The organism is Fulvivirga sp. (genome assembly GCF_040220315.1).
Taxonomy (GTDB): domain Bacteria; phylum Bacteroidota; class Bacteroidia; order Cytophagales; family Cyclobacteriaceae; genus Fulvivirga.
Map to the genome: position 1 here is coordinate 1 of NZ_JAVJUY010000359.1, position 20,462 is coordinate 20,462.

Below are 20,462 nucleotides of genomic sequence, written 5' to 3' on the forward strand. Positions count from 1 at the left end.
AACAAACTCAAATTCAATACTCTTTGGCAGAGGAGACATAAACATTAGCTTTGCAAAAAAAATTGAGCGAATGGAAAATCCGGTAATCATATTTGGCGCGAATGAATTGGGTAAAGCAGCCATGGCTGTTCTTGAAAGTAATGGGGTGGTTATTTATGGGTTTTTAGACGATGATGTAAAACTTCATAATCAAACAATAGGAGAGGTAGCCATTCTAGGTGCAACAGATGATGATGGGTTTTTGAAATTTATCGGCCAGAAATGCGAAGCTTTTGTGGCATTTGATAATAACAAAGTAAGAAAGGCAACCGTGGAGATGTTGAACAAACGCAGAAAGGTAATGCCCATGAATGCCATTCATCAAAAAGCCTATGTAGAAGATTCTGTGCATATAGAACATGGCAATTTTATTAATGCGGGTGTTATTATTGCGGCAAATGCTAAAGTTGGCAGTCATTGTATTATCCACAGCAACGCCACAATAGATTATTCAGCAGAACTAGGAGATCTTGTGCAGGTTGGTGCCGGGAGTGTAATTAATGCAGAAGCTAAAATTGAAGATGAGGTTTTTATTGGCTCAGGTGTAACCATCGTTTCTGGTGTAAAAGTTGGTAAGGGAGCTAGAATTGGTGCGGGTTCGGTAGTTATTGCGGATGTTCCTGCCGGAAAAACGTTTTTTGGAAACCCAGCTGCAGAAATAAAAAGTTAATTTAATGCTTAATTAACATACATTCAATTTCAATTTGATTCATAAATACCTATCTTATCGCACTTAATTAGTGCTATGGGTAAAATTCCAGAATCGGAACTGATTCTTAATAAAGATGGTAGCGTTTATCATTTAAACTTAAAGCCATCGCATATTTCAGATACAATTCTCACCGTTGGTGATCCCAGCCGCGTGTACATGGTCAGTCAGTATTTCGATGATATTGACTTTGAAATGAACAGGCGTGAGTTCATTACGCACGTAGGAAAATATAAAGGCAAGAAAATTACTGTCATGAGCACCGGTATGGGCACAGATAATGTAGAGATTTTCATGACTGAACTAGACGCACTTGTCAATATCGACCTAAAAAAGAGGGAACCCAAACAAAGAAAAAAGAAGCTCAAGATTATTAGAATAGGCACTTCTGGTGCCATGCAGGAGGATATTGCCCTTGGTACACATTTAGTGTCTGACTATGCTGTTGGTTTAGATACGTTGATGTGCTTTTATGAACTACCACAGGATAATTTTGAAAAATCTGTTGCTGAAGAACTGAAAGAGCAGACTAAATTACCATTTACACCCTATGTAGTAAGGGGTTCAGAAATGCTCAAAGAGCAAATTGGAGAAAATATGGTGATTGGCAATACAGTAACATGCCCGGGTTTTTATGCACCACAAGGTCGCGAATTACGCTTGCCACTTAAAAACAAAGATCTTTTAGAAACACTGAACTATTATCACAAAGATGATTTTTGGCTTACAAATTTTGAGATGGAAACAGCCGGATATTATGCGTTGGGGAGAATGCTAGGTCACGAAGTATTAAGTGTGAATGCGATAATTGCCAACCGCATCAAGGGTAAATTCTCTAAAAATCCCAATAAAATTATCGATTCATTAATCAGAAAAGTACTTGATAGAATTTAAGAAGCCTTCTGGTTTTTCATATCTCGTATCTGGGTTCTTGCTATAGAAGGATCGTAATTATTATAAAAACCGCTTAAGATTCTGTGCGCAATGTGAGAGATGATTAGCTCCTCATCACTTTTACCTTTCTTACCCACCCAAAACACTCTTCTTGGGTGCTTTTTCATATCTTCTACATATTCGCGGGCGCGTTCGTATTGCTCATCACTATAAGTAAGCACAAAGGTGGTTTCAACAGTTTCCATACTATCACGGTTAATTACACCAATGCTAAAACAATACCTGTGCCAAAGAAAATGCTCCAAAACACTTATTTTAAGCAGATTTTCAAATTGGGGGATGAACGCATTCGGTCAGTTATGTTCGTTAGCGGAATACACCACACAAAGCTTAAATTATTATAACTTTGCACACCACAGGGTTAGGTATGAAGGAATTCGAAATGCACACGATGCCAAACGGCATCCGCTTATTACACAAACAAGTTACATCAACAAAGATTGCACATTGCGGCTTTATGCTGGATATTGGTAGCAGGGATGAGGATGAGCTAAATCAAGGCATAGCCCATTTTTGGGAACACATGGCCTTTAAAGGAACCACCAAAAGAAAGGCTTTTCACATTCTTAATAGAATTGATTCTGTAGGTGGTGAGCTTAACGCCTATACTACCAAAGAAAAAATAGCTTTCTACGCATCAACGTTAGATTCTTATTTCGAAAAAGCCTTTGAGTTACTTACAGACATCACTTTCGACTCAATTTTTCCTGAGAAACAAATAGAAAAAGAGCGTAATGTTATTTTGGAGGAAATGGCCATGTATTACGATGCACCTGATGATGCCATCCAGGATGAGTTTGATAAAGTGGTATTTGCTGATCACCCTTTGGGGATGAATATTTTAGGAACTCAAGAAAGTGTCCGTTCTTTTAGCCGAGCTGACTTTAAACGGTTTATCAAAGAACATATCAATACCGAAAAGCTCGTTTTTTGCTCTGTGGGAAATATGCCTTTTAAAAAGGTAGTAAAGCTCGCTGATAAATATTTAAGTCACATTCCATCGTTCAGTGCCAATAAAGAAAGGGTTCCTTTTACCAATTATCAGTCTAAGCTGATAGGCATCAACAGAAATATCACCCAATCTCATTGTGCCATAGGTCGAGATGCTTATCCAATTGGTTCCGATAATAGACTTCCATTTTTTATGCTCACTAATATTCTTGGTGGGCCGGGAATGAACTCCAGACTTAATCTGGCACTAAGAGAAAAATATGGCTTTGTTTATTCCATAGATGCTGTCTATCAATCATATACTGATACCGGCTTATTCGGCATCTTCTTTGGAACTGAGCCAAAACAGTTGAATAGAGGTATTGACCTTGTACATAAGGAGCTAAAAAAGCTGAGAGAAAAACCATTGGGTACATTGCAATTACACACGGCCAAAGAGCAGTTAATGGGGCAACTTGCTATGGCAGAAGAAAACAATACGAGCTTTATGCTAATGATGGGCAAAAGCATACTCGACTTAAATAAGATTGATAGTTTAGAAACTATATTTAAAAAAATAAAGAGCGTTTCAGCCGAAGACCTTCAGGAATTAGCAAATGAAATGTTTCAGCAAAAAGATTTAAGCACACTAACCTTCACCCCTAATTAATATGGAGTTTATAGACACTAAAATTCAGGTGTACGCTGAAAAACATACGGATGAAGAGCCTGTTGTATTAAAAGAACTCAATAGAGAAACTCATCTTAAAGTTCTGAAACCAAGAATGCTATCTGGCCACCTACAAGGCAGAGTATTGAGCATGTTTTCTAAAATGATTTCGCCAAAGTATATTTTAGAAGTAGGAACATACACTGGTTATTCAGCTATTTGTATGGCGGAAGGGCTACAGCCAGATGGTAAACTCATTACAATTGATATTAATGAAGAGCTTGAGTCGATTGTAAGTAAGTATGTAAAAAAGGCGGGCTTTGACGATAAAATCATTCAGAAATTTGGCAATGCCTTAGATATTATTCCTGAACTGGATTATACATGGGACTTGGTTTTTATTGATGCAGATAAAGATAATTACACTAATTATTATGACCTTGTCATCGATAACGTGAATAGCGGTGGTTATATTATTGCTGATAATGTACTATGGAGTGGTAAGGTGGTAGCGAAGGTGAAAAGCAATGATACAGACACCCAAGCGTTAATAGAATTTAATAAAAAGGTGCATTCTGATAATCGGGTAGAAAATATACTTTTACCTATTCGTGATGGCTTGATGATATTAAGAAAAAAATGAGAATACTTTTTTTGAGCTGCCTTTTATTGGCTGGCTACTATTCCAAAGCACAACAAAAGCAAGTTCCTACTAGAATGGAATTCGCAGGCATCAAACTTAGAATAATGGATGATGCCAGGGAAGAAATTCAAAAAGATGTTGATGCGCTAACCGCAAGTCCCAAATATTTTGAAATTAAGGCAGAACGAGCAAGAACATACTTTCCTATTATCGAGCGCATTTTTAGAGAGGAAGGCCTGCCTGATGATTTTAAATATTTATGTCTTCAGGAAAGTGCGTTAATCTCAGATGCCGTTTCCAGCTCTAATGCCGTTGGTTATTGGCAATTCAAAGACTTTACCGCTGTGGAAGTGGGAATGAGGGTAGATAAACAGGTAGATGAACGAAAAAATATTGTAGCTTCTACTCGCGGAGCAGCCAAGTATATGCACAACAATAATAAGTTCTTTGATAACTGGCTCCATGCTTTACAAGCCTACCAAATGGGTGCCGGTGGTGCGATGAAAGTACTTACAAATCATGAAGGTGCCAAGTCTATGACTGTTACCAAAAAAACATATTGGTATGTAAAAAAATACCTGGCTCATAAAATAGCATTTGAAGGTTCCACTGATCAACCAGGCGAAGTAATCGTAAGTGAGTATTATGATGGTGCAGGCAAATCATTGAAAGAAATTGCCAATGAAAGCGGGTTGGATATAGAAGAAGTTGAAAAGTATAATAAGTGGCTTATTAAAGGCCGAATACCAGATGATAAGCCCTATGCTGTCATCCTTCCAAAAGTGGGTTTAAATACACCTTCACCAGTGGCAGCAATCGTACCAGAGAAAAAGCAGGAAACTCAGCATGAAGTAGAATATACATTTGATGAGCCAGGGGAATTTCCACGTATTGAAGATGCTATTGAAGCAAGGGGGGGCAAAATAGTAGAAATCAATGGCCTGCCAGGAATTGTTGCCGGTTTGAATGATAATATCCCAGCACTAGCGAAAAAGGCGGATATTTCATTGAGTAAATTTCTTAAGTATAACGATTTAGGTATTGATGGAAAGCTCATACCGGGTCAGGTCTATTATATGAAGAAAAAAAGGAGTAAAGCTCAGGCGTATTATCATGTGCTACAACCGGATGAAACGTTATGGTCAGTCTCTCAAAAATTTGGGATCAAACTAAAGAAACTCAAGGTGAAGAATCGCATAAAAGATGATACCCAAATTACACCTGGGAGAGTACTATGGCTTCGGTTTATCAGACCTGCAAATATTCCGATCGAATATCGTGAGGTTGTCGAGCCTGAAAAAAAAGAAATGGAACAACCATTGGCGACAGAAAAACAAGAGGTTGTTATTGATGACGAGGATTTGAAAAAAGAAAATGAACCTGTGGATTCTGTACATATCACCCCGCCTGATTCAGCAAGTTTAATGGTTCAAATTATTAAGGCCGACACAACAAGCGTAGAAATTGAAGATGTGAAGGAAGAAAATGAAGAAGAAGAAACTGATGCAGATAGCGAAAAAGCCGAGAGGGGCTTTTTAAAAATCCATGAAGTGCAATTGGGCCAAACCTACTATGCAATCTCTAAAATTTATGATGTATCTGTATTTGATATATTAGATTGGAATAACCTGTCTATCTCGGATAAATTAAGTGTTGGTCAGAAGCTAGAAGTGTATGTTAAGGATAGCCCAGTAGATGTAATTGAGCCGGCATCAACTGCAGATTCAGCCTCATTAACATCTGGCAAAATCATTGAGCACGAAGTGCAGGAGGGAGATACATTGTATAAGATAGCTAAAATGTATAACGTTAGTGTTCAAGATATTATGAAGTGGAACAACAAGGAGGACTTTAATATTAGCTACGGTGAAAAATTGAAGGTTCAGATAACTGAAAATGAAAACTAGAATATGCGCTTTAATTAACAGTAAATCGCTAAATTTTAGTATACTCGTAGAAAACTTGCCAATATATCTTTTGAACATTAAAAAAAAAGTTATTAATTGTGGGGAACTACAATCAAATTTTAAAGAAGTTTGAAGTTACTTTGGTGAATCAGACCTATAAATTAGTAGAACATAAAATATTAATACGTTGACGAATTCTAAGCCGATAGATTTAGTGATGCTTGTTGATGATAATGACACGGATAACTTCATCAGTAAGAGAATCATTGAAATAACAAAATTTGCAAATAGGGTAGAAGTTAAGAATTCAGGAAAAAGTGCTCTTGATTACTTAAGGGAAAATCAGGATAAAACTGAGGACCTTCCTAATCTGATTTTTTTAGATATTAATATGCCAATTGTAGACGGTTTTGTTTTTTTATACGAGTTCGAGAAACTCAACGATACGATAAAAGATAAGTGTAAGGTTATCATTCTTTCCAGCTCTGATAATAAGCGTGATATCGATAAAATCGTGAACAACAATCACGTGATTAAATTTATTACAAAACCGCTGACAGAAACTGCACTAGAAGAAGTCAAGGTAAACAATTTATAGTATTTTTGGTTCATTATTTAGTTTCATTCATAGAACATAAATTATGAATCAGTTAAGAAGCACTTTTCAATCCTTATTAACTTTTTTGGTATTAGCTATCTGCACAAATCTTCATGCGCAAGATGATCAGCCCGTTCCAATTCCTAAAGATTCAGCTTGGACTAATGGTGGAAATGTTGGATTTTTCTTTCAGCAAGTAGGAGTAGATAATTGGGCCGGTGGAGGCGAAAATGCCGTTGCCTATGGCTCAGAAGTGAATTTATTTGCCAACAAAAGAAGAAGAAGCCATACATGGTTTAATTCTCTTCAAGCAGGTTATGGCTTGGTAAAAATTGGCGATTCCGGTTCAAGAAAAAACAACGATGTACTTATTGTAACAAGCCAATATGGCCGCTATTTATCTAAAAATTGGCAATTATCCGGTGGTATAGATTTTAGAACCCAATTTGATGATGGTTTTAATTATGCTGGCGCGGCCGATGGAACAGATACATTAATATCCACATTTATGGCGCCTGGTTATCTTTCACCATACATTGGCGCTTCCTATAAGCCTAATGACGCTTTTTCTGCAACGATTTCTCCTTTAATGAATAAAATCACTTTTGTACTAGATGATGATTTAGCGGATGTTGGAGCGTATGGTGTTGACCCGGGCGACAATATTAGATCTCAGGCGGGGTGGAGTGTGAGTTCGCTTTTTCAAAAGGAGATAATGAAAAATGTAAATCTAAAATCCAGTTTATTACTATTTGCTGCCTATGAAGAGCCAGAACATATCGATGTAAATTTAGACCTGTTTTTAAACTTCAAAGTGAACGAGTTTATCACAACTAATTTTGCTTTACAGGCTATTTACGATCATGACGTAGACATAGAAGATGAAGATGGAAAGGTGGGTCCAAGGCTGCAACTAAGAAACGTATTAAATATTGGAGTTACTTTTAACTTTGGGGAGAAGAAGAAAGAAGAGTAGCACTTATTAATAATTATAGTCATCCCTGACATTGGAGGGATCTTACTTAGATATTTTGACTACTTAACGTAGCAAGATGCTTCGTTCCTCAGCATGACATTATTTTTTCTACTCTAAAAATCAGGATCTAACCCTAGCCTATTCTTCAGCTCTTTGAGAATAGGCTTTTTTTCTGACATAAACTCAAACTTTTCACCATTAGTATATGGCACTTTCGATTGCTCTTCCTCTTTTAACTCAGTTTCAAGTTTAATATGTCTGTTATTTAATTTGGTCTTTAGATAAGTAATTAAATCCGATCTGAATTTATCGAGAATTACCAGTTTAACTGAGTTAGTAAAAGTGATGATTATAGTATGCTCATTTTCGAGGCGAACATTTTGCTTTAGCACGGCATATTCAGAATCCCGACCTTCGGCTTTTGCCTTTTCTGCAAAGTCATTCCAAGTGGTTAAAAGCTCTTCTTCTGTAAATTTATCTTCACCATAAAGCTCATCTTCATCTGTTGTATTCGCTTTTTTCTCTTCGTCCTCTATTCTGGCTTCTTCTAAGATATTATTGAGTTTAGGTATTTTGGTCGTTGATTTAAGTTTGTGAGCATTAATCTTAACCTCAGGCTTCACTTTTTCTACCTTTGGTATATCTGTGGAATTAACTTTTTTCTGAATAACTTCCTTGGCAGTCTCTGCTACTGGATTTGGGTTATCATTTCCTGTTGAAGTTTCTTCTAAGCCCGAGGTTGAATCTGAGCTAGCTAGACTTTTTTTTTTACTTCGTCAGTTGATGAACTCGCCATACTTAATGCCGCATTGATATGTGCCAGTTTCATTAGCGCTAACTCAACATGCAAACGCTGATTCTTAGCTCCTTTATAACTCAGGTCACACTTGTTGGCGATAGTTAACGCAGACAGCAAAAATGATAATGACGATTTGTTAGCCTGTTCGGCAAATTTGGCTTTAGCTGCATCTGGCACCTCCATTAACTGAATGGTTGCATTGTCTTTGCTCACCATCAAATTTCTTAAATGCTCGCTAAGACCTACAATGAAATTGTGGCCATCAAAACCTTGTTTTAAAATATCATCAAACGTAAGCAGGGCGGCAGACATGTCTTCATTAAGAAGATGATCAACCATCTTAAAATAGTACTCATAATCGAGTATATGAAGATTGCTTATTGTTGATTGATAAGTGACATTCCTGTCTGAAGAAAAAGTAACTATTAAGTCAAATATGGACAAGGCATCACGTAAAGCGCCATCTGCTTTTTGAGATATAAGATGGAGTGCCTCTTCTTCGTATTTTATACTTTCTCTATCGGCTATTTGCTTTAAGTGATCAGCAATATCGTTTACCTGTATTCTGTTGAAGTCAAAAATTTGACATCGTGATAAAATAGTTGGTATAATCTTATGCTTTTCTGTAGTAGCCAGAATAAAAATAGCGTAGGGGGGCGGCTCTTCCAATGTCTTCAAAAAGGCATTAAATGCCTGTGTTGAAAGCATATGTACCTCATCTATGATATATACTTTGTATTTTCCATATTGAGGAGGATATCGAACCTGATCTATCAGATTTCTGATATCATCTACAGAGTTGTTGGAAGCAGCATCAAGCTCAAAAATGTTAAGGGTATTACCGTCATGTGACTCATCAAAGTCGTTAATCATGCGTGCTAGAATACGTGCGCAAGTGGTTTTTCCCACACCTCTAGGGCCACAAAAAAGTAAAGCTTGAGCTAATTGATTGTTATCGATTGCGTTTTTTAAAGTGGTAGTAATATGACTTTGACCTACAACTTCATCAAACCCTTTAGGTCTGTATTTACGTGCCGATACAACAAATTTTTCCATTCGCTCGAAGTTACTAACAATGGTTAAAAGATTAAACCTATTAGGCTATAATACTTATCTATCAAGATAAAACCGGATGCCCGAATATTCTTTGAATGTCCAATTTTTTAGATCAACCTGTACTCTGTGCATCCCGTTTTTAAGAGTTGAAATATCCAGGTAAGTAATGATCCCACGGTTATTTGATGTTGGATGTCTATGAAAATACCACTGTGGCGAACTGATCAGTGAATCATCAATAGAAATGATATAAAAATTCTTTAGACATTCAAGTTTGTATTCACTCGACTCTTTATCCTCAATAGCTGGATTACAAACCTGGCGTATCTAATCTTTAAAAGATACACGAGATGAAATAAATAGTCGCAAAGTATTTTCATGGATGATATCACTTTGAATGGAAGTGAATAGATTTTTATTATCAGAATTCATATTGTCATATTGACTGCTACTGATTGAATTTTGCCAGTTCAAATCATAAAATTCCAGCTGACTAATTTCTCCACCTAAAGTTGTGCGCCCAGCATGCAAGCTGATCATAAACAATGAAATACCTGCAAAAACAGCTAAAAAGGTAATCACCTTCCATTTTTTGAAATTGCTGATAAGTAGATAGTAAATATTCCGATACAGTTTGCTAAAAGTAATAAAGCTGATTAATCGGTATATTGGGTAGTAAACAACATTGATGTACTTAATTCTTTTTACCAGACCTACTGTCACAAAATCGAATAGATACACGCCTCCAAAGAACATCACGATGAAGGCATATCCATTTACAGCTTTGAAAATTATCCCATCTTGATCAAACATATCTATAATTTCATAATCTGTAATGAGAAAAAATCCATAGATGGGTAATAAGATCAATAGCAAAAAGAAAAGGTAGGCACTCAATACACACATAAACATGAGGTAATTGATACTAAAAATGGAGCTACTTACCTTTTCAAGCTTAATAATCTGATCAGTAAATGAGGGTATTCTGCTTACGATTTTATCATATTTTTCAGGGAATCCGAGTTTATTTTGATCAATTCCTTTCGGAAAAACATAACTTAACCCAACTAGTCCAATCCAAATTCCTCTTACAAATAGATGAAGAATGAGTCCAAATATCATCCAATATATTCCTGTTGATAGCACTGCAGCAATGTTGTCTGCGTCTGTGCTTAATCCGTAAACTTCTCGTGAGAAATAATACCTAAATTCATTGAGATACTCTGGTAATTGAATTAGCCCAAACAGGACAATCCCAGAGATGAATATTTCTGGTTCCCAGCTATTATGCTGCGTTTTTATCAGCCACTTAGGGAGTTTCTTGTCTTCAGCCATTGGAGGTCATTTGACTCCAATTTAATTGAAATTATTAAAATTCCCACTTCAGACCATTAGTGAGTGAATATACCCAGTTATTAATGTTAATAATGGGTCGATCTTCATACTGCGCTGAAAAAGTTGTATTGAATGAAAGGTTATTGGTGAGGTTTACAGAAAGGGAAAAGTCCCCACTGAACCTGCTTCTAAAAATATCAGATTCAGTATCTAAACCACCTTGAAAATAGGCTATACCATTAAAAGTAACCAGTTCATTAATATTAGTATCGAACCCGATATACGAAGAATTTTTCCAAATTTCTCTTTTAATGGTTGCATCCACTTCACTATCAATCCATTCCTCATATTCAAACATTAGTCCTGTTCCTAAATGTATTTGCGAATTATCTGTATTCATTACTTGCCAGCGAATACCAGAGCCTAACAATCTGCGCATAGGCATTCTACGACCATCATCATATTGAATTTGAGAGAATGATTCATAACTGAAAGACTTCTTGCGTAGCCAATTCACACGAAAGTGGGCATAGCCAGTACTTATTAAAGGCCCTCCGGTCGACTTAAAATAATTGATATTGTTAATTAAAATGTAGGCGTGTTTATCAGACATATAAACAAGATCAGCCTTACCATTTAAACCTGTAAAAGTAATATCCTGATCAGCAGATGAGCTTCTGTTATTCATATTAAAATCGATATTGATATTCCCAATAAAGTAATTGGCTGAATCGGCATCTAACTCACCTTTATCCACTTTTAAAATTTGACTATGAGCAGTTAGAGCGGTAAGAATAAATAGAAGTAGAATTGAAAATTTCATCGGGTGTGAAATTAAAAAAGGATGTGCCTTAGATCAAATTTGAATAAGAATTAGTAGTGAACTTATTTACATCTATATTTGTCTATAATATGCGTAATTGCAATACATCAAAATGGGGTCGACCGGTTTTGACAGGATGAGTGGTTACGTGGGTAAGCATGCAGGCTCATGGGGTGAGAGCCTTGAAAGATAGTCCTTTATTACAATTGGCGAATCTAATTACGCCATGGCAGCATAATCTCGAAGTATAGTAGAGATTCTGGGTAATCTGTAAGACAGATCCCCTGCCACATCCTACAAAAACTCCGCTTTGCAGTTTTTGATTTAGGGTGTCGATAAGCAGAGCTAGCGCTAGCAGGGTTGTGATGCATGTGCGAAACTAATTGCAACTAAGGTTTGGTCTGAGGTTGTTGCCGCCTTGTCCAGTCTCGAAAACTTAAGAGTAACTAAGCATGTAGAAGCTACGCTAGTTGCCTTCTCTGGACGAGAGTTCGAATCTCTCCGACTCCACAAATTACAAAAGCTGTCCCAGAAGGGGCAGCTTTTTGTTTTAGTAAACACGTATGTAAGGATGATTCATGAATCATCCTTACATACGGATACTATACTTTTCTTCTTTTTCGCATAATCTCTTACATCATCGTTTTATTAACTATTTAAGTGAATATGTAAATAATTCCTAAATTCTGTTAAATAACAGAATTAACCGTTTTAATAAATACCCTATTATAGGTATTACATTACTTAATAATAATTATTACCTTTGGTCATTAAATATAAATTTTATGATTTATAATTGGTTTTATTTAACAAACACACCATGAAAAAAATTCTACTATTTTTACTTTCTGCAGTAGTCTTATTCTCCTGTACGGAAGAGAGTATTGAAACGATTACACCTCAATTTGAGGATGGAGAAAAAACTATTACGATCGTTCTGTCGAACATTCCTGAAGGATTAGAAGGAGAGGATGTTTACATATTCACTTTGAATAACAAGGACGAAGTATTTTATATCCAGGCCGCAGTTGCCAACGAGGATGAAGAAGTAATAACAATTCCAACCCCTGGTGGTTCAGCCTACAGTCTTGTTGCCTATATTCCTACAATTGATGAATGGACTTCTAAAGATCCATTTTCAGAAGGCTGGTATAGTGGTGTAAGTTCTTCACTGAACAAGACCGCTAAATTTGTAACCAACAGTTGGACTGAAGACACTGATTTAAATAAAACAGGTGTTGATGAAGTATTGGAGGTTGAGTTGGCCGTGAGTGGCGATTCGTCTTATGTTCAAGGTGAGATTTTTGTTTTATCAGCTACCACTACGGATAACGTAGCTGCAGGTGTTACTTCAGTAGCATTTGCTTTGAATGGTAGTGTGCTGGAGACAATCAACGAAGAGCCTTATTCAATTAATGTTAATACTGTTGATTTTCCTGCAGGTAAGCACATTGTGAGTGTAACTGCTACAAACGGAAATGGCGATACCGCTACAGATGAAATCGAAATTGAAATTACTGTTAATGAAAATACAGCTCCTGAAGTAAGTGTTTCAGCTGCCCTAGTAGGTAATGGAGGAAATGGAACTGGTGCTGTTGATAATGGTGACCAAGTTGAAAGACAAGAATTAGTTACCATAAGCGCTTCTGTTTCAGATGCGAACCTTCAAAGTGTAGAATTTATTATAGATGGAAGTACTGTGTACACAGCCACTCCGGATGACCCATTCTCTTTTGAGTGGGATACATTCGATAATTCTGTTGGCATAATTACTATTGAAGTTGCTGCAACGGATACAGATGGTGCTACAAGAAGTGCTTTCTTAAATGTTACGTTGGTTGATCCTGATAATTTTATTCCAAGAGCAACATTAAATACACCATCCAATGGTGCTAATTTTAGTGAAACAGATGGAGATACTGTTACTTTTAACATAACGGCAACTGATCAAGATGGGGATGCTGTTTTTAGTGCTGAAGTATTTCTGCCAGCTTTTGGAGCATTTGGTTTAGGACAAATTCCTGATACAGAACAATGGGAAGTAACTTTAGGAGGGTTCCCAGCAGGCACTTTTGAATGGGAGGCTAGGGTATATGATAACTCAGGAAGGTATACTAAAACGAACGTTAGAAGTTTCACATTTAACTAATCAAAGACTTTATCAAAATGAAAATATATAAAATAGTATTGCTTACAGCAGCAACATTAGTTAGTTCAGTATCATTTGGACAGCTGCTAGAGAGAGAAAATGTAGAATCTAGAATTGCAGTAGGGACTAGACCTGAAGCTGGCGATTTCGGATTTATGTTAGGAATTAGTGCACAGGAAATTGATGAGTTTAGCGACTCTGATTTAGATACAAGAGGATATCCTTTAATGAGTTTTAAATATTATCTTACAGATCAGCTTGAGTTGAGATTAAACTCTCAGATTTACGAAAAAAGTAAAAAAATTCAGGGTGACCTAGTAAATACTTTGGGTCAGGAAGATAATATAGACAAAGAATCTTTCTACCGTTTTATGCCGAGTGTTCAGTATCATTTTTCAAGCACTAACTTATTAGATACATATGCTGGTGCAGGAATTATCATTGGTGCTGAAAAGAATGAAGTCCTTACTTCAGAGAAAACCACATTAACAGGAGATTTTATTGCCGACCAATATACGAAAAGTACTTTTGTATGGGGCTTTAATATAAACTTTGGAGTTCAGGCCTTTATAGCTGATTTACCACTGGCTTTAGCAGTTGAAGCGTCAATTAGAGGCTTAAAGCATAGTAATTTGCAATATGAAGTTAATTCGAAATCATCTGTAGGTGGTGTTGTAACTGACCAAACGTTTTACACATTATCTGATGATGCTGAATTAAGGTATCAATCGCTAGAATATAAAGAATTTGAATTGGGAGCAGATTTGAGATTTATGCTTTCTTATTACTTCAGAAGATAATTAGAATTGTATGAAAAGATTAATATTAGTATTAATTTCATTAGCTACTCTTTCTTCTTGCAGTAACTACTTAACGTTTAGCGAGAGAAGGACTACATCTTTAACACCTGACTTTGTGAGGTTAGATGTACAGCTAAGTGATTTCGACTATTTAGGAAAAACGGAAATATCAATTAGTAAGCGTGAGTACTTATTTGGGCTTGTGAAAAGGATTGATTCTGTGAATAATAGAGTTTACAACTACAGAGATGTTCGAAGACTGAAGTTCACAGGTCCGGACGATATTAAGTTACAGCCAGAGATGCAGAAAGCTGCCTACAAAGTAGTGGATGAATATCCAGATGCAACTTATTATATAATCTCAAGTGACTATGAAAATACTCACAAACTGTTTTTAGGTAGCAGAACTTTAAGAACTGTTGAAATACAAGCCTTTAAATACAAGGTTGAGAGTAACTAAATTTAATATTTGATAATACTAAATGCCAGATGTAACTTTACATCTGGCATTTATATTTTTACTGATACTACTGTGAAAAACCTTATTTTATTGATTTTTATTGCCTCTGTCTTAGCTATGGGATTGAGCGGGTGTGAGGAATCAGATGCAGAATCACCCATTATAGTTTTTGTTGACCCCAACGAAACTACGATTGAAGCTAATGCAAATGAACGCGTATTATTAAATGTAAGTGCTTCTACCAATGTGGGTACCACATTAAACATGAAGCTCGAGTCGAGAGACTTGGTTTTTGGTGTTGTACAACACTTTGATTCTACTTTTTCACAGCCTTCAATCAATTATGTGTTGGATTATATCATTCCGCAGTATCCTGATTCAACAGAATCAATTTTAAAATTCACTTTTACGAATAGCGCTCAAAATCAGATTGAAATTGCCCGGAGGCTTTTGATCAATAAGGGTGCTTCTTTAGTAACCGAAACTTCAGGTCACGTTATTTATTCATTGGCATCCAGCCAACCAAATGCTTTTTCATTAGATGCAGTAGCTCCGGGTTATTTGCAGGATACATTAACATTTTCTGTAGATATTTATGATACTAGTGATGAATTGGTGAACGGTGAAACGCTTTCAAGAAGTTGGGAAAGTTTTACAGAACTAAACTTTGTAGAATTTAATGGATTCAACTATGCTTCAGCAAACTCATTAACCATTAAAAGTGCCTATGAGTCTGGTCTTAAGCTTACCAGAATTTCGGGTGTACAATCAGGGGATGTTTATATGGTTGGTAGAGGAAACACAGCACTAGGAGCCATTCAAATTGTTGCCGTTGTAGATCAACCTGGTGTGGAAGAAGATAGTTATAATTTCAATTTAAAGCTTATTGATCAATAGTATTTAATAAGTAAACACTCTTACAGCTCTCACATAATGTTTACCGGTTTTATCAAAATCGTATTTACTTCCGCTTGAGAAGCTGAATCCCCATGCATTATTGTAACCATTAGTTGAACCACTCCAGTAGCTGTCGAGTGTGAAATTGCCATAATCATTCTCTTTTAAATTCTTGTACATAAGTGTTAATTGGCCCCTTGAAGGCAATTTCCAATCATCAAAGCCATCAATTTCTAAAAATTCACATAGCTCATTAGCTTCTTCAAAATTCACTTTTGCACCACGTGCTTGATCATAAGGAGCAGCAATTAAGCCTGTTCGGTTTTCTTCATCTATATGAACAATAATACCTCCCTGAAAATTAATACCATGTAAATAGCGGTTTGGCACCCCGGATTCCAGTACTTCTTCCATGCTATATCCAAATTCCAGCAAGTCAGAAATATGAACTTTTGCCTTCTGCCCACCAGAACGCAGAAGGCCTCTATCCAAGGTCGGAGTAGCTTTTACTTCATTCTCTTTTGAATCATTTTTGGCATAAACAGTTTCTGCCTCTGAATACCCTTCTTTGTTAAAAAAGAACTTTCCAGTTAATTGTGACCATTCCTGCGGGCTTTGTTGGTTTTTACTCCGATCCCTAACTTTTATTCGTGTATTGATAAAAACATCTTCAATTCTCTGAGGTTTTTGCATTTCTTCAGCTAAAGCGCTGGTATACAAACCATTGCCTCCAGTTCCATCAGAAGCAGTGGCGCCTTCACCTGTTGCAAAGGCAATGATGGTTCCGCTAGGGGCAGGTATAGCTTTAAATCCTGATTCGCCTCCTCTTGAAAAACTTTTGAACGGGTTATTTCGACATGCATCCAGGATGACAATATTTATATTATCTGGGTAGCGTTCAAATTGTGATACAATTTTACTTACATCAATGGCCTCAAACTCTGCAGCTACCTTATCATTAAGCTTTGCATCAATGGGTAATAAATAATTGGTTCCTTCTACTTGTATTCCATGCCCTGCATAATAAAACAAGGCAACAGTATATTCACTGAGCTTACGACTAAAATCATATATAACACTTTCCATATCGAATTTAGTAGCATTTAGCTTTTTAATAACAGTGAAATCTAACTCCTGTAGTGTTTGAGCCATCAAGTTGGCGTCATTTACCGGATTTTTTAGAACGCCACTTTGTTCGTAATCCGAATTTCCGATAACTAAAGCGATTCTTCTATCCTGGCCAAAAAATGGAGTGGAAATTAGAATCAGAAATATGGTACAAAGTAATCTGCTCATCATTGTTGTATGTTATATAAAATTACTGCTTTCAGTATATTTTAATTACCAAATATTAAATGTTAATTTAACAATATGATAGCGCAAATTCAATATTTTCTCACGGTAGTGTTTGCTTTGATAGTTTTTGCGGTTAATTCTCAAACTATTGCAGTCACAGATAAAGGTGATACAGTTATTCTATACCAGGATGGAACATGGTCTCTCACCCAAAGCCATAAGTCTTCATCAGAATCTAATGTTGAAATCAGAACTACTAAGATTGATCCATTTACGGGCAAGAAATCATCAGTTACAAAAACATGGATGAACATAGGAGAGTTTGATCAGGGTAATTTCTTTGGTAATACCAGCTGTGTAGATAGTGTCTATGCCTTTAATCTTGGGTTTACCAACTATATTGGCTGTTTAGAAAAATTTAAATCTACCATCCAAATTCAGCTGACTAATAAAGAGGTGATTGAACTGCTGCAAGTATCACCGACCAACTGCTCTTCTTTTGCAACGGCAACATTTATACCCGTAAATAAAGGTGCTATAAAATCAGATGAGATTCAGAATTATCAATATGATCAACTTAATAAGTTGGCTAGTACATCCTGGAATCTAATTCGTGTAAATACTGAAACACAAGAAGTATTAATTAAGCCCGTTAAAAGTGCCAATTATCAGGGGCACTCATTTTTCATAGAACATTTGAAGGCTTTAGACTATCAACCTAACCCGTAATTTTATAATTATAGCATTATTATTTCATGAACGAACTTATTTTTATTAGATACATTCACTTTATAAGCTTTATGGTGGTGTTTGCCATGGTGTTTGCAGAATCCAGGCTGGTACATGAGAACATGACAAGAGCTGATTTAAGAAGGGTATTTAAGATTGATGGTATCTATGGTTTGTTTGCTCTAATAGTATTAGGTGCTGGTTTGTACCTCTGGTTTGGTACTGGAAAGCCTGCTGATTATTATTCCAATAACCCTATTTTTTGGATTAAAGTCATTTTATTTCTCATTGTAGGAATACTTTCAATATGGCCTACCATGTTTTTTTACAAGCAAGGCAAAGGCCATTCTGATGAACCCGTTATTGTACCTAGAAGAATACGATTTATCATCCGGGTTGAATTAACACTCCTGGTTATCATTCCTTTATTGGCCACTCTTATGGCGCAAGGAGTCGGTTTGTAGCTTATTCCACCAATATAAAAAGCCGAATATCTGACCTGTGCACATGAAAAAAACCCGTGCCATTTTCAACATTAGAAGGGTAATTTACAGGTTCGCCTAAACCATCTAATAACGAAAATCGGTTGTCTTTTCTTATTTCCAGAAAATTATAATACTCTTGACTAATATTCGCCATTGAAATCAACACTGTGTCACCGGGAATATAATCTTGAAAGGGTGTTACAAACTGATGATTATATAACGTACCGTTGAACGCATCATCATCGAGTAAATCAACATACGGTCTATCCTGAATGTCATAATCATTATTAAATGTCTGAACGTTAATCATATACCAGTTTTTCTGTGGCGGGTCTTGTATCCACATGTCAACACTTATTAGGGTATCGAATGGTGTTTCATTTACATAAACGTTCAAACTGTCGAATGCAACAAATTCTGGTAGTTGAGTTGTAGCTTTCACTGGCCGTTGGTTAAATGGGCTAATAAAGTTTAGCGTGTATGTGGCACCGGTTATTTCTGGCACATCATCTCCAATGTACAGGCCAAAACCATTATTGTTAAGGGCATATTCTTCATTTTCTACTTCTACATTTACATCGAGTCCAGTAATCAGTAAATCATTGAGTATTTCTTCCAGGTCAGAATCGGGGCCAGCTGTTAATGCCCCGAAATTTTCCGTAAGTGATACAACCAAAAACTGATCGGGCAGATTCTGTGATCCAACCACAACCGTACTTTCTGCTACAGGCACATCATTTACCGGTAGAGGGTCTGGCAAGCAGCTAATCAGGCTAAATGCCAGAAAGGTGAAAGAGCTTAACTGATATGTGATTGATTTACTCATTTATAAAATGTGAAGTTGTAGGATATGGATGGCAAAAGGCCCAGTAATCCTGGTTGTTCATAGCTGTAGGTGTTGGCTGCTTCATTGTATTCGATGTCTATTGCAATAGGCGTTGCCCGATTGTACACATTGTATAAGCTAAACTGCCATTCACCACGCCAACGCTGGTTAGGCTTGATTCTATTTTTGAATAGTAAGCTAATATCCAAACGATGCGAATCTGCAAGCTTTACAGAATTTCTATCCGGGAATTGGGGGATCAAGTCGACACCTGTGCCAGCAGAATTGGGGGTGCCGTAATAACCAATAATAGGAGTGAACCTTGCTCCGGAAATAAACTCCCAGACAGCAGATATACTCCAGCGTTTACTAAGCTGGTAATTGCCAACCAGAGAGGCATTATGTCGCCTATCATACCTTGCTTTGAACCTCTCTCCACGGTTTAACTCATCAAATTGTCTGGTTGTCCATGATAATGTGTAGGAAACCCAACCTTTAAACCGACCTGTTTCTTTTCTAGCCAGAAATTCCAGCCCGTACGACTCTCCATCACCCTGAATAATCGCATCTTCAAAATCATTGTTAAGAATTAAGTTAGTGCCTTCACTAAATTCCACCAGATTATTCATCAATTTATAGTACCCTTCTAATGATAGGGTAGAGCTACTCTCGGGAATAGCTTTTACTATTCCCAATGTAAATTGATCTGCTGATTGCGGTTTAACCCTGCTATTTACCGGATACCAAACATCTGTCGGTAGTGCAAATGAAGAGCTGGAAACACGATGAATATACTGACTCATACGAGTGTAGCTAGATTTTATGGCCAGATCTTTTTTCAGTGAATAGCGTAAGGCTAATCGTGGTTCTGGCCGAATGTAAGTTGTATTTTCAAGAAAGGCGCCTGATACCCTTAATCCTAAAATGCCTTGCAATTGGTTTTTCTTAAACTGCCATTCGCCAAATAAAGAGGATTCTGTAGCGGTTCTTTCGGTGCCTTCACTTTCAGGAACCAGCTCGGAAATCTCACCACCAGAATTAATAAGATTTGGATCTACTGATCTATAGATGGTAGAGAATCCAAAATTAAAGGTTCTGTTTTCTGTATTTGTCCATTCGAATTTCTGTTGTAGCCCAATATCCTGAATATCTGAAATCACATTAATGAAATTATCCTGAAAGAAACTATTAATGCGATAATCGAAACGGGTCAAATGAAAATCTGTGGTGCTTTTTAAATTCTTTACATCATACTGATAGCTTAAAGTCTGGATAATGTTGCCAATCGTAAAGAAGTGCCCGCTTCATCTCCTGAAACATTTTCATCCCTGTTTCTAATAAAGTTTAATACATCATCACCAATGTAAAAACCATAGTTAAT

At 36.6% G+C, this 20,462-nt stretch carries 21 protein-coding genes and 1 other RNA gene; 14 read left to right on the forward strand and 8 right to left on the reverse strand.

All coding sequences use genetic code 11. The annotated features are described in order from the left end of the window. The coding region (locus RLO81_RS18260; RefSeq protein WP_350115129.1) for a NeuD/PglB/VioB family sugar acetyltransferase at positions 1-709 on the forward strand (709 nt) is incomplete at its 5' end. Between the two features lie 75 nt (positions 710-784). Continuing rightward, a complete protein-coding gene (locus tag RLO81_RS18265) occupies positions 785-1,642 on the forward strand; it encodes a nucleoside phosphorylase (RefSeq protein ID WP_350115132.1) in 858 nt (285 codons plus the stop codon). On the opposite strand, the gene RLO81_RS18270 is transcribed toward RLO81_RS18265, so the two are convergent. Next, on the reverse strand, positions 1,639-1,887 hold the full coding sequence (locus RLO81_RS18270; protein ID WP_205722148.1) for a hypothetical protein: 249 nt from the start codon (positions 1,885-1,887) through the stop codon (positions 1,639-1,641). The genes RLO81_RS18265 and RLO81_RS18270 overlap by 4 nt on opposite strands. 182 nt (positions 1,888-2,069) lie before the next feature. Here RLO81_RS18270 and RLO81_RS18275 point away from each other — a divergent pair, with 182 nt between their 5' ends. From RLO81_RS18275 to RLO81_RS18295, 5 genes are all read left to right on the forward strand, one after another. Beyond that, a complete protein-coding gene (locus RLO81_RS18275) occupies positions 2,070-3,302 on the forward strand; it encodes a M16 family metallopeptidase (RefSeq protein ID WP_350115135.1) in 1,233 nt (410 codons plus the stop codon). A 1-nt stretch (position 3,303) separates the two neighbouring features. Next, complete coding sequence (locus tag RLO81_RS18280) at positions 3,304-3,945, forward strand: O-methyltransferase (protein WP_350115138.1); 642 nt, start codon at positions 3,304-3,306, stop codon at positions 3,943-3,945. Then, complete coding sequence (locus RLO81_RS18285) at positions 3,942-5,852, forward strand: LysM peptidoglycan-binding domain-containing protein (RefSeq protein ID WP_350115141.1); 1,911 nt, start codon at positions 3,942-3,944, stop codon at positions 5,850-5,852. The genes RLO81_RS18280 and RLO81_RS18285 overlap by 4 nt, the downstream gene beginning before the upstream one ends. Positions 5,853-6,069: 217 nt before the next feature. Beyond that, positions 6,070-6,450, forward strand: coding sequence for a response regulator (locus RLO81_RS18290; RefSeq protein ID WP_350115188.1), 381 nt, complete (start codon positions 6,070-6,072; stop codon positions 6,448-6,450). A gap of 43 nt (positions 6,451-6,493) precedes the next feature. Next, positions 6,494-7,426 (forward strand): DUF3078 domain-containing protein, encoded by a 933-nt coding sequence (locus RLO81_RS18295; RefSeq protein ID WP_350115144.1) that lies wholly within the window; start codon positions 6,494-6,496, stop codon positions 7,424-7,426. Between the two features lie 113 nt (positions 7,427-7,539). Here the strand turns inward: RLO81_RS18295 and RLO81_RS18300 are convergent, their stop codons facing one another. The 4 genes from RLO81_RS18300 to RLO81_RS18315 form a co-directional block, all read right to left on the reverse strand. Next, positions 7,540-8,049 (reverse strand): DUF8439 domain-containing protein, encoded by a 510-nt coding sequence (locus tag RLO81_RS18300; RefSeq protein ID WP_350115147.1) that lies wholly within the window; start codon positions 8,047-8,049, stop codon positions 7,540-7,542. 131 nt (positions 8,050-8,180) lie between these two features. Beyond that, positions 8,181-9,281: a DNA polymerase III subunit gamma/tau gene (gene dnaX, locus RLO81_RS18305; RefSeq protein WP_350115150.1), complete on the reverse strand. Its 1,101-nt coding sequence runs from the start codon at positions 9,279-9,281 to the stop codon at positions 8,181-8,183. A 327-nt stretch (positions 9,282-9,608) separates the two neighbouring features. Continuing rightward, positions 9,609-10,616 carry a hypothetical protein gene (locus tag RLO81_RS18310; protein ID WP_350115153.1) on the reverse strand — a complete coding sequence of 336 codons (1,008 nt, stop codon included), beginning with the start codon at positions 10,614-10,616 and terminating at the stop codon, positions 9,609-9,611. Positions 10,617-10,650: 34 nt separating this feature from the next. After that, positions 10,651-11,439 carry a DUF481 domain-containing protein gene (locus tag RLO81_RS18315; protein ID WP_350115156.1) on the reverse strand — a complete coding sequence of 263 codons (789 nt, stop codon included), beginning with the start codon at positions 11,437-11,439 and terminating at the stop codon, positions 10,651-10,653. A 114-nt stretch (positions 11,440-11,553) separates the two neighbouring features. Between RLO81_RS18315 and ssrA the strand changes: the two genes are divergently transcribed. The 5 genes from ssrA to RLO81_RS18340 all read left to right on the forward strand — a co-directional run bounded on the left by ssrA (position 11,554) and on the right by RLO81_RS18340 (position 15,745). Then, positions 11,554-11,952, forward strand: a transfer-messenger RNA (tmRNA) gene (gene ssrA, locus RLO81_RS18320). Positions 11,953-12,259: 307 nt separating this feature from the next. Continuing rightward, the gene (locus tag RLO81_RS18325; protein ID WP_350115159.1) at positions 12,260-13,588 is read left to right on the forward strand and encodes an Ig-like domain-containing protein; all 1,329 of its coding nucleotides are present in this window, start codon (positions 12,260-12,262) and stop codon (positions 13,586-13,588) included. Between the two features lie 17 nt (positions 13,589-13,605). Further along, positions 13,606-14,388 (forward strand): hypothetical protein, encoded by a 783-nt coding sequence (locus RLO81_RS18330; protein WP_350115162.1) that lies wholly within the window; start codon positions 13,606-13,608, stop codon positions 14,386-14,388. A 10-nt stretch (positions 14,389-14,398) separates the two neighbouring features. After that, complete coding sequence (locus RLO81_RS18335) at positions 14,399-14,848, forward strand: hypothetical protein (protein WP_350115165.1); 450 nt, start codon at positions 14,399-14,401, stop codon at positions 14,846-14,848. Positions 14,849-14,920: 72 nt separating this feature from the next. Beyond that, positions 14,921-15,745: a hypothetical protein gene (locus RLO81_RS18340; RefSeq protein WP_350115168.1), complete on the forward strand. Its 825-nt coding sequence runs from the start codon at positions 14,921-14,923 to the stop codon at positions 15,743-15,745. A gap of 3 nt (positions 15,746-15,748) precedes the next feature. Here the strand turns inward: RLO81_RS18340 and RLO81_RS18345 are convergent, their stop codons facing one another. Then, on the reverse strand, positions 15,749-17,041 hold the full coding sequence (locus RLO81_RS18345; RefSeq protein ID WP_350115171.1) for a caspase family protein: 1,293 nt from the start codon (positions 17,039-17,041) through the stop codon (positions 15,749-15,751). A gap of 75 nt (positions 17,042-17,116) precedes the next feature. Between RLO81_RS18345 and RLO81_RS18350 the strand changes: the two genes are divergently transcribed. Then, a complete protein-coding gene (locus RLO81_RS18350; RefSeq protein WP_350115175.1) occupies positions 17,117-17,770 on the forward strand; it encodes a hypothetical protein in 654 nt (217 codons plus the stop codon). A gap of 26 nt (positions 17,771-17,796) precedes the next feature. Further along, positions 17,797-18,234, forward strand: coding sequence for a DUF2214 family protein (locus tag RLO81_RS18355; RefSeq protein ID WP_350115179.1), 438 nt, complete (start codon positions 17,797-17,799; stop codon positions 18,232-18,234). A 1-nt stretch (position 18,235) separates the two neighbouring features. Here the strand turns inward: RLO81_RS18355 and RLO81_RS18360 are convergent, their stop codons facing one another. Both RLO81_RS18360 and RLO81_RS18365 read right to left on the reverse strand, forming a co-directional pair. Continuing rightward, positions 18,236-19,081: a DUF4249 family protein gene (locus RLO81_RS18360; protein ID WP_350115182.1), complete on the reverse strand. Its 846-nt coding sequence runs from the start codon at positions 19,079-19,081 to the stop codon at positions 18,236-18,238. Beyond that, entirely contained in the window at positions 19,078-20,295 is a 1,218-nt protein-coding gene (locus tag RLO81_RS18365; protein ID WP_350115185.1) for a TonB-dependent receptor plug domain-containing protein, read from the reverse strand. Before RLO81_RS18365 ends, RLO81_RS18360 begins: the two co-directional genes overlap by 4 nt. Between the last annotated feature and the right edge of the window lie 167 nt (positions 20,296-20,462).

Coding starts and splice junctions, on each gene's coding strand:
- RLO81_RS18265 (WP_350115132.1), top strand. CDS start 785: ATGGGTAAAATTCCAGAATCGGAACTGATTCTTAATAAAGATGGTAGC.
- RLO81_RS18270 (WP_205722148.1), bottom strand. CDS start 1,887: ATGGAAACTGTTGAAACCACCTTTGTGCTTACTTATAGTGATGAGCAA.
- RLO81_RS18275 (WP_350115135.1), top strand. CDS start 2,070: ATGAAGGAATTCGAAATGCACACGATGCCAAACGGCATCCGCTTATTA.
- RLO81_RS18280 (WP_350115138.1), top strand. CDS start 3,304: ATGGAGTTTATAGACACTAAAATTCAGGTGTACGCTGAAAAACATACG.
- RLO81_RS18285 (WP_350115141.1), top strand. CDS start 3,942: ATGAGAATACTTTTTTTGAGCTGCCTTTTATTGGCTGGCTACTATTCC.
- RLO81_RS18290 (WP_350115188.1), top strand. CDS start 6,070: ATGCTTGTTGATGATAATGACACGGATAACTTCATCAGTAAGAGAATC.
- RLO81_RS18295 (WP_350115144.1), top strand. CDS start 6,494: ATGAATCAGTTAAGAAGCACTTTTCAATCCTTATTAACTTTTTTGGTA.
- dnaX (WP_350115150.1), bottom strand. CDS start 9,281: ATGGAAAAATTTGTTGTATCGGCACGTAAATACAGACCTAAAGGGTTT.
- RLO81_RS18310 (WP_350115153.1), bottom strand. CDS start 10,616: ATGGCTGAAGACAAGAAACTCCCTAAGTGGCTGATAAAAACGCAGCAT.
- RLO81_RS18315 (WP_350115156.1), bottom strand. CDS start 11,439: ATGAAATTTTCAATTCTACTTCTATTTATTCTTACCGCTCTAACTGCT.
- RLO81_RS18325 (WP_350115159.1), top strand. CDS start 12,260: ATGAAAAAAATTCTACTATTTTTACTTTCTGCAGTAGTCTTATTCTCC.
- RLO81_RS18330 (WP_350115162.1), top strand. CDS start 13,606: ATGAAAATATATAAAATAGTATTGCTTACAGCAGCAACATTAGTTAGT.
- RLO81_RS18335 (WP_350115165.1), top strand. CDS start 14,399: ATGAAAAGATTAATATTAGTATTAATTTCATTAGCTACTCTTTCTTCT.
- RLO81_RS18345 (WP_350115171.1), bottom strand. CDS start 17,041: ATGAGCAGATTACTTTGTACCATATTTCTGATTCTAATTTCCACTCCA.
- RLO81_RS18350 (WP_350115175.1), top strand. CDS start 17,117: ATGATAGCGCAAATTCAATATTTTCTCACGGTAGTGTTTGCTTTGATA.
- RLO81_RS18355 (WP_350115179.1), top strand. CDS start 17,797: ATGAACGAACTTATTTTTATTAGATACATTCACTTTATAAGCTTTATG.
- RLO81_RS18360 (WP_350115182.1), bottom strand. CDS start 19,081: ATGAGTAAATCAATCACATATCAGTTAAGCTCTTTCACCTTTCTGGCA.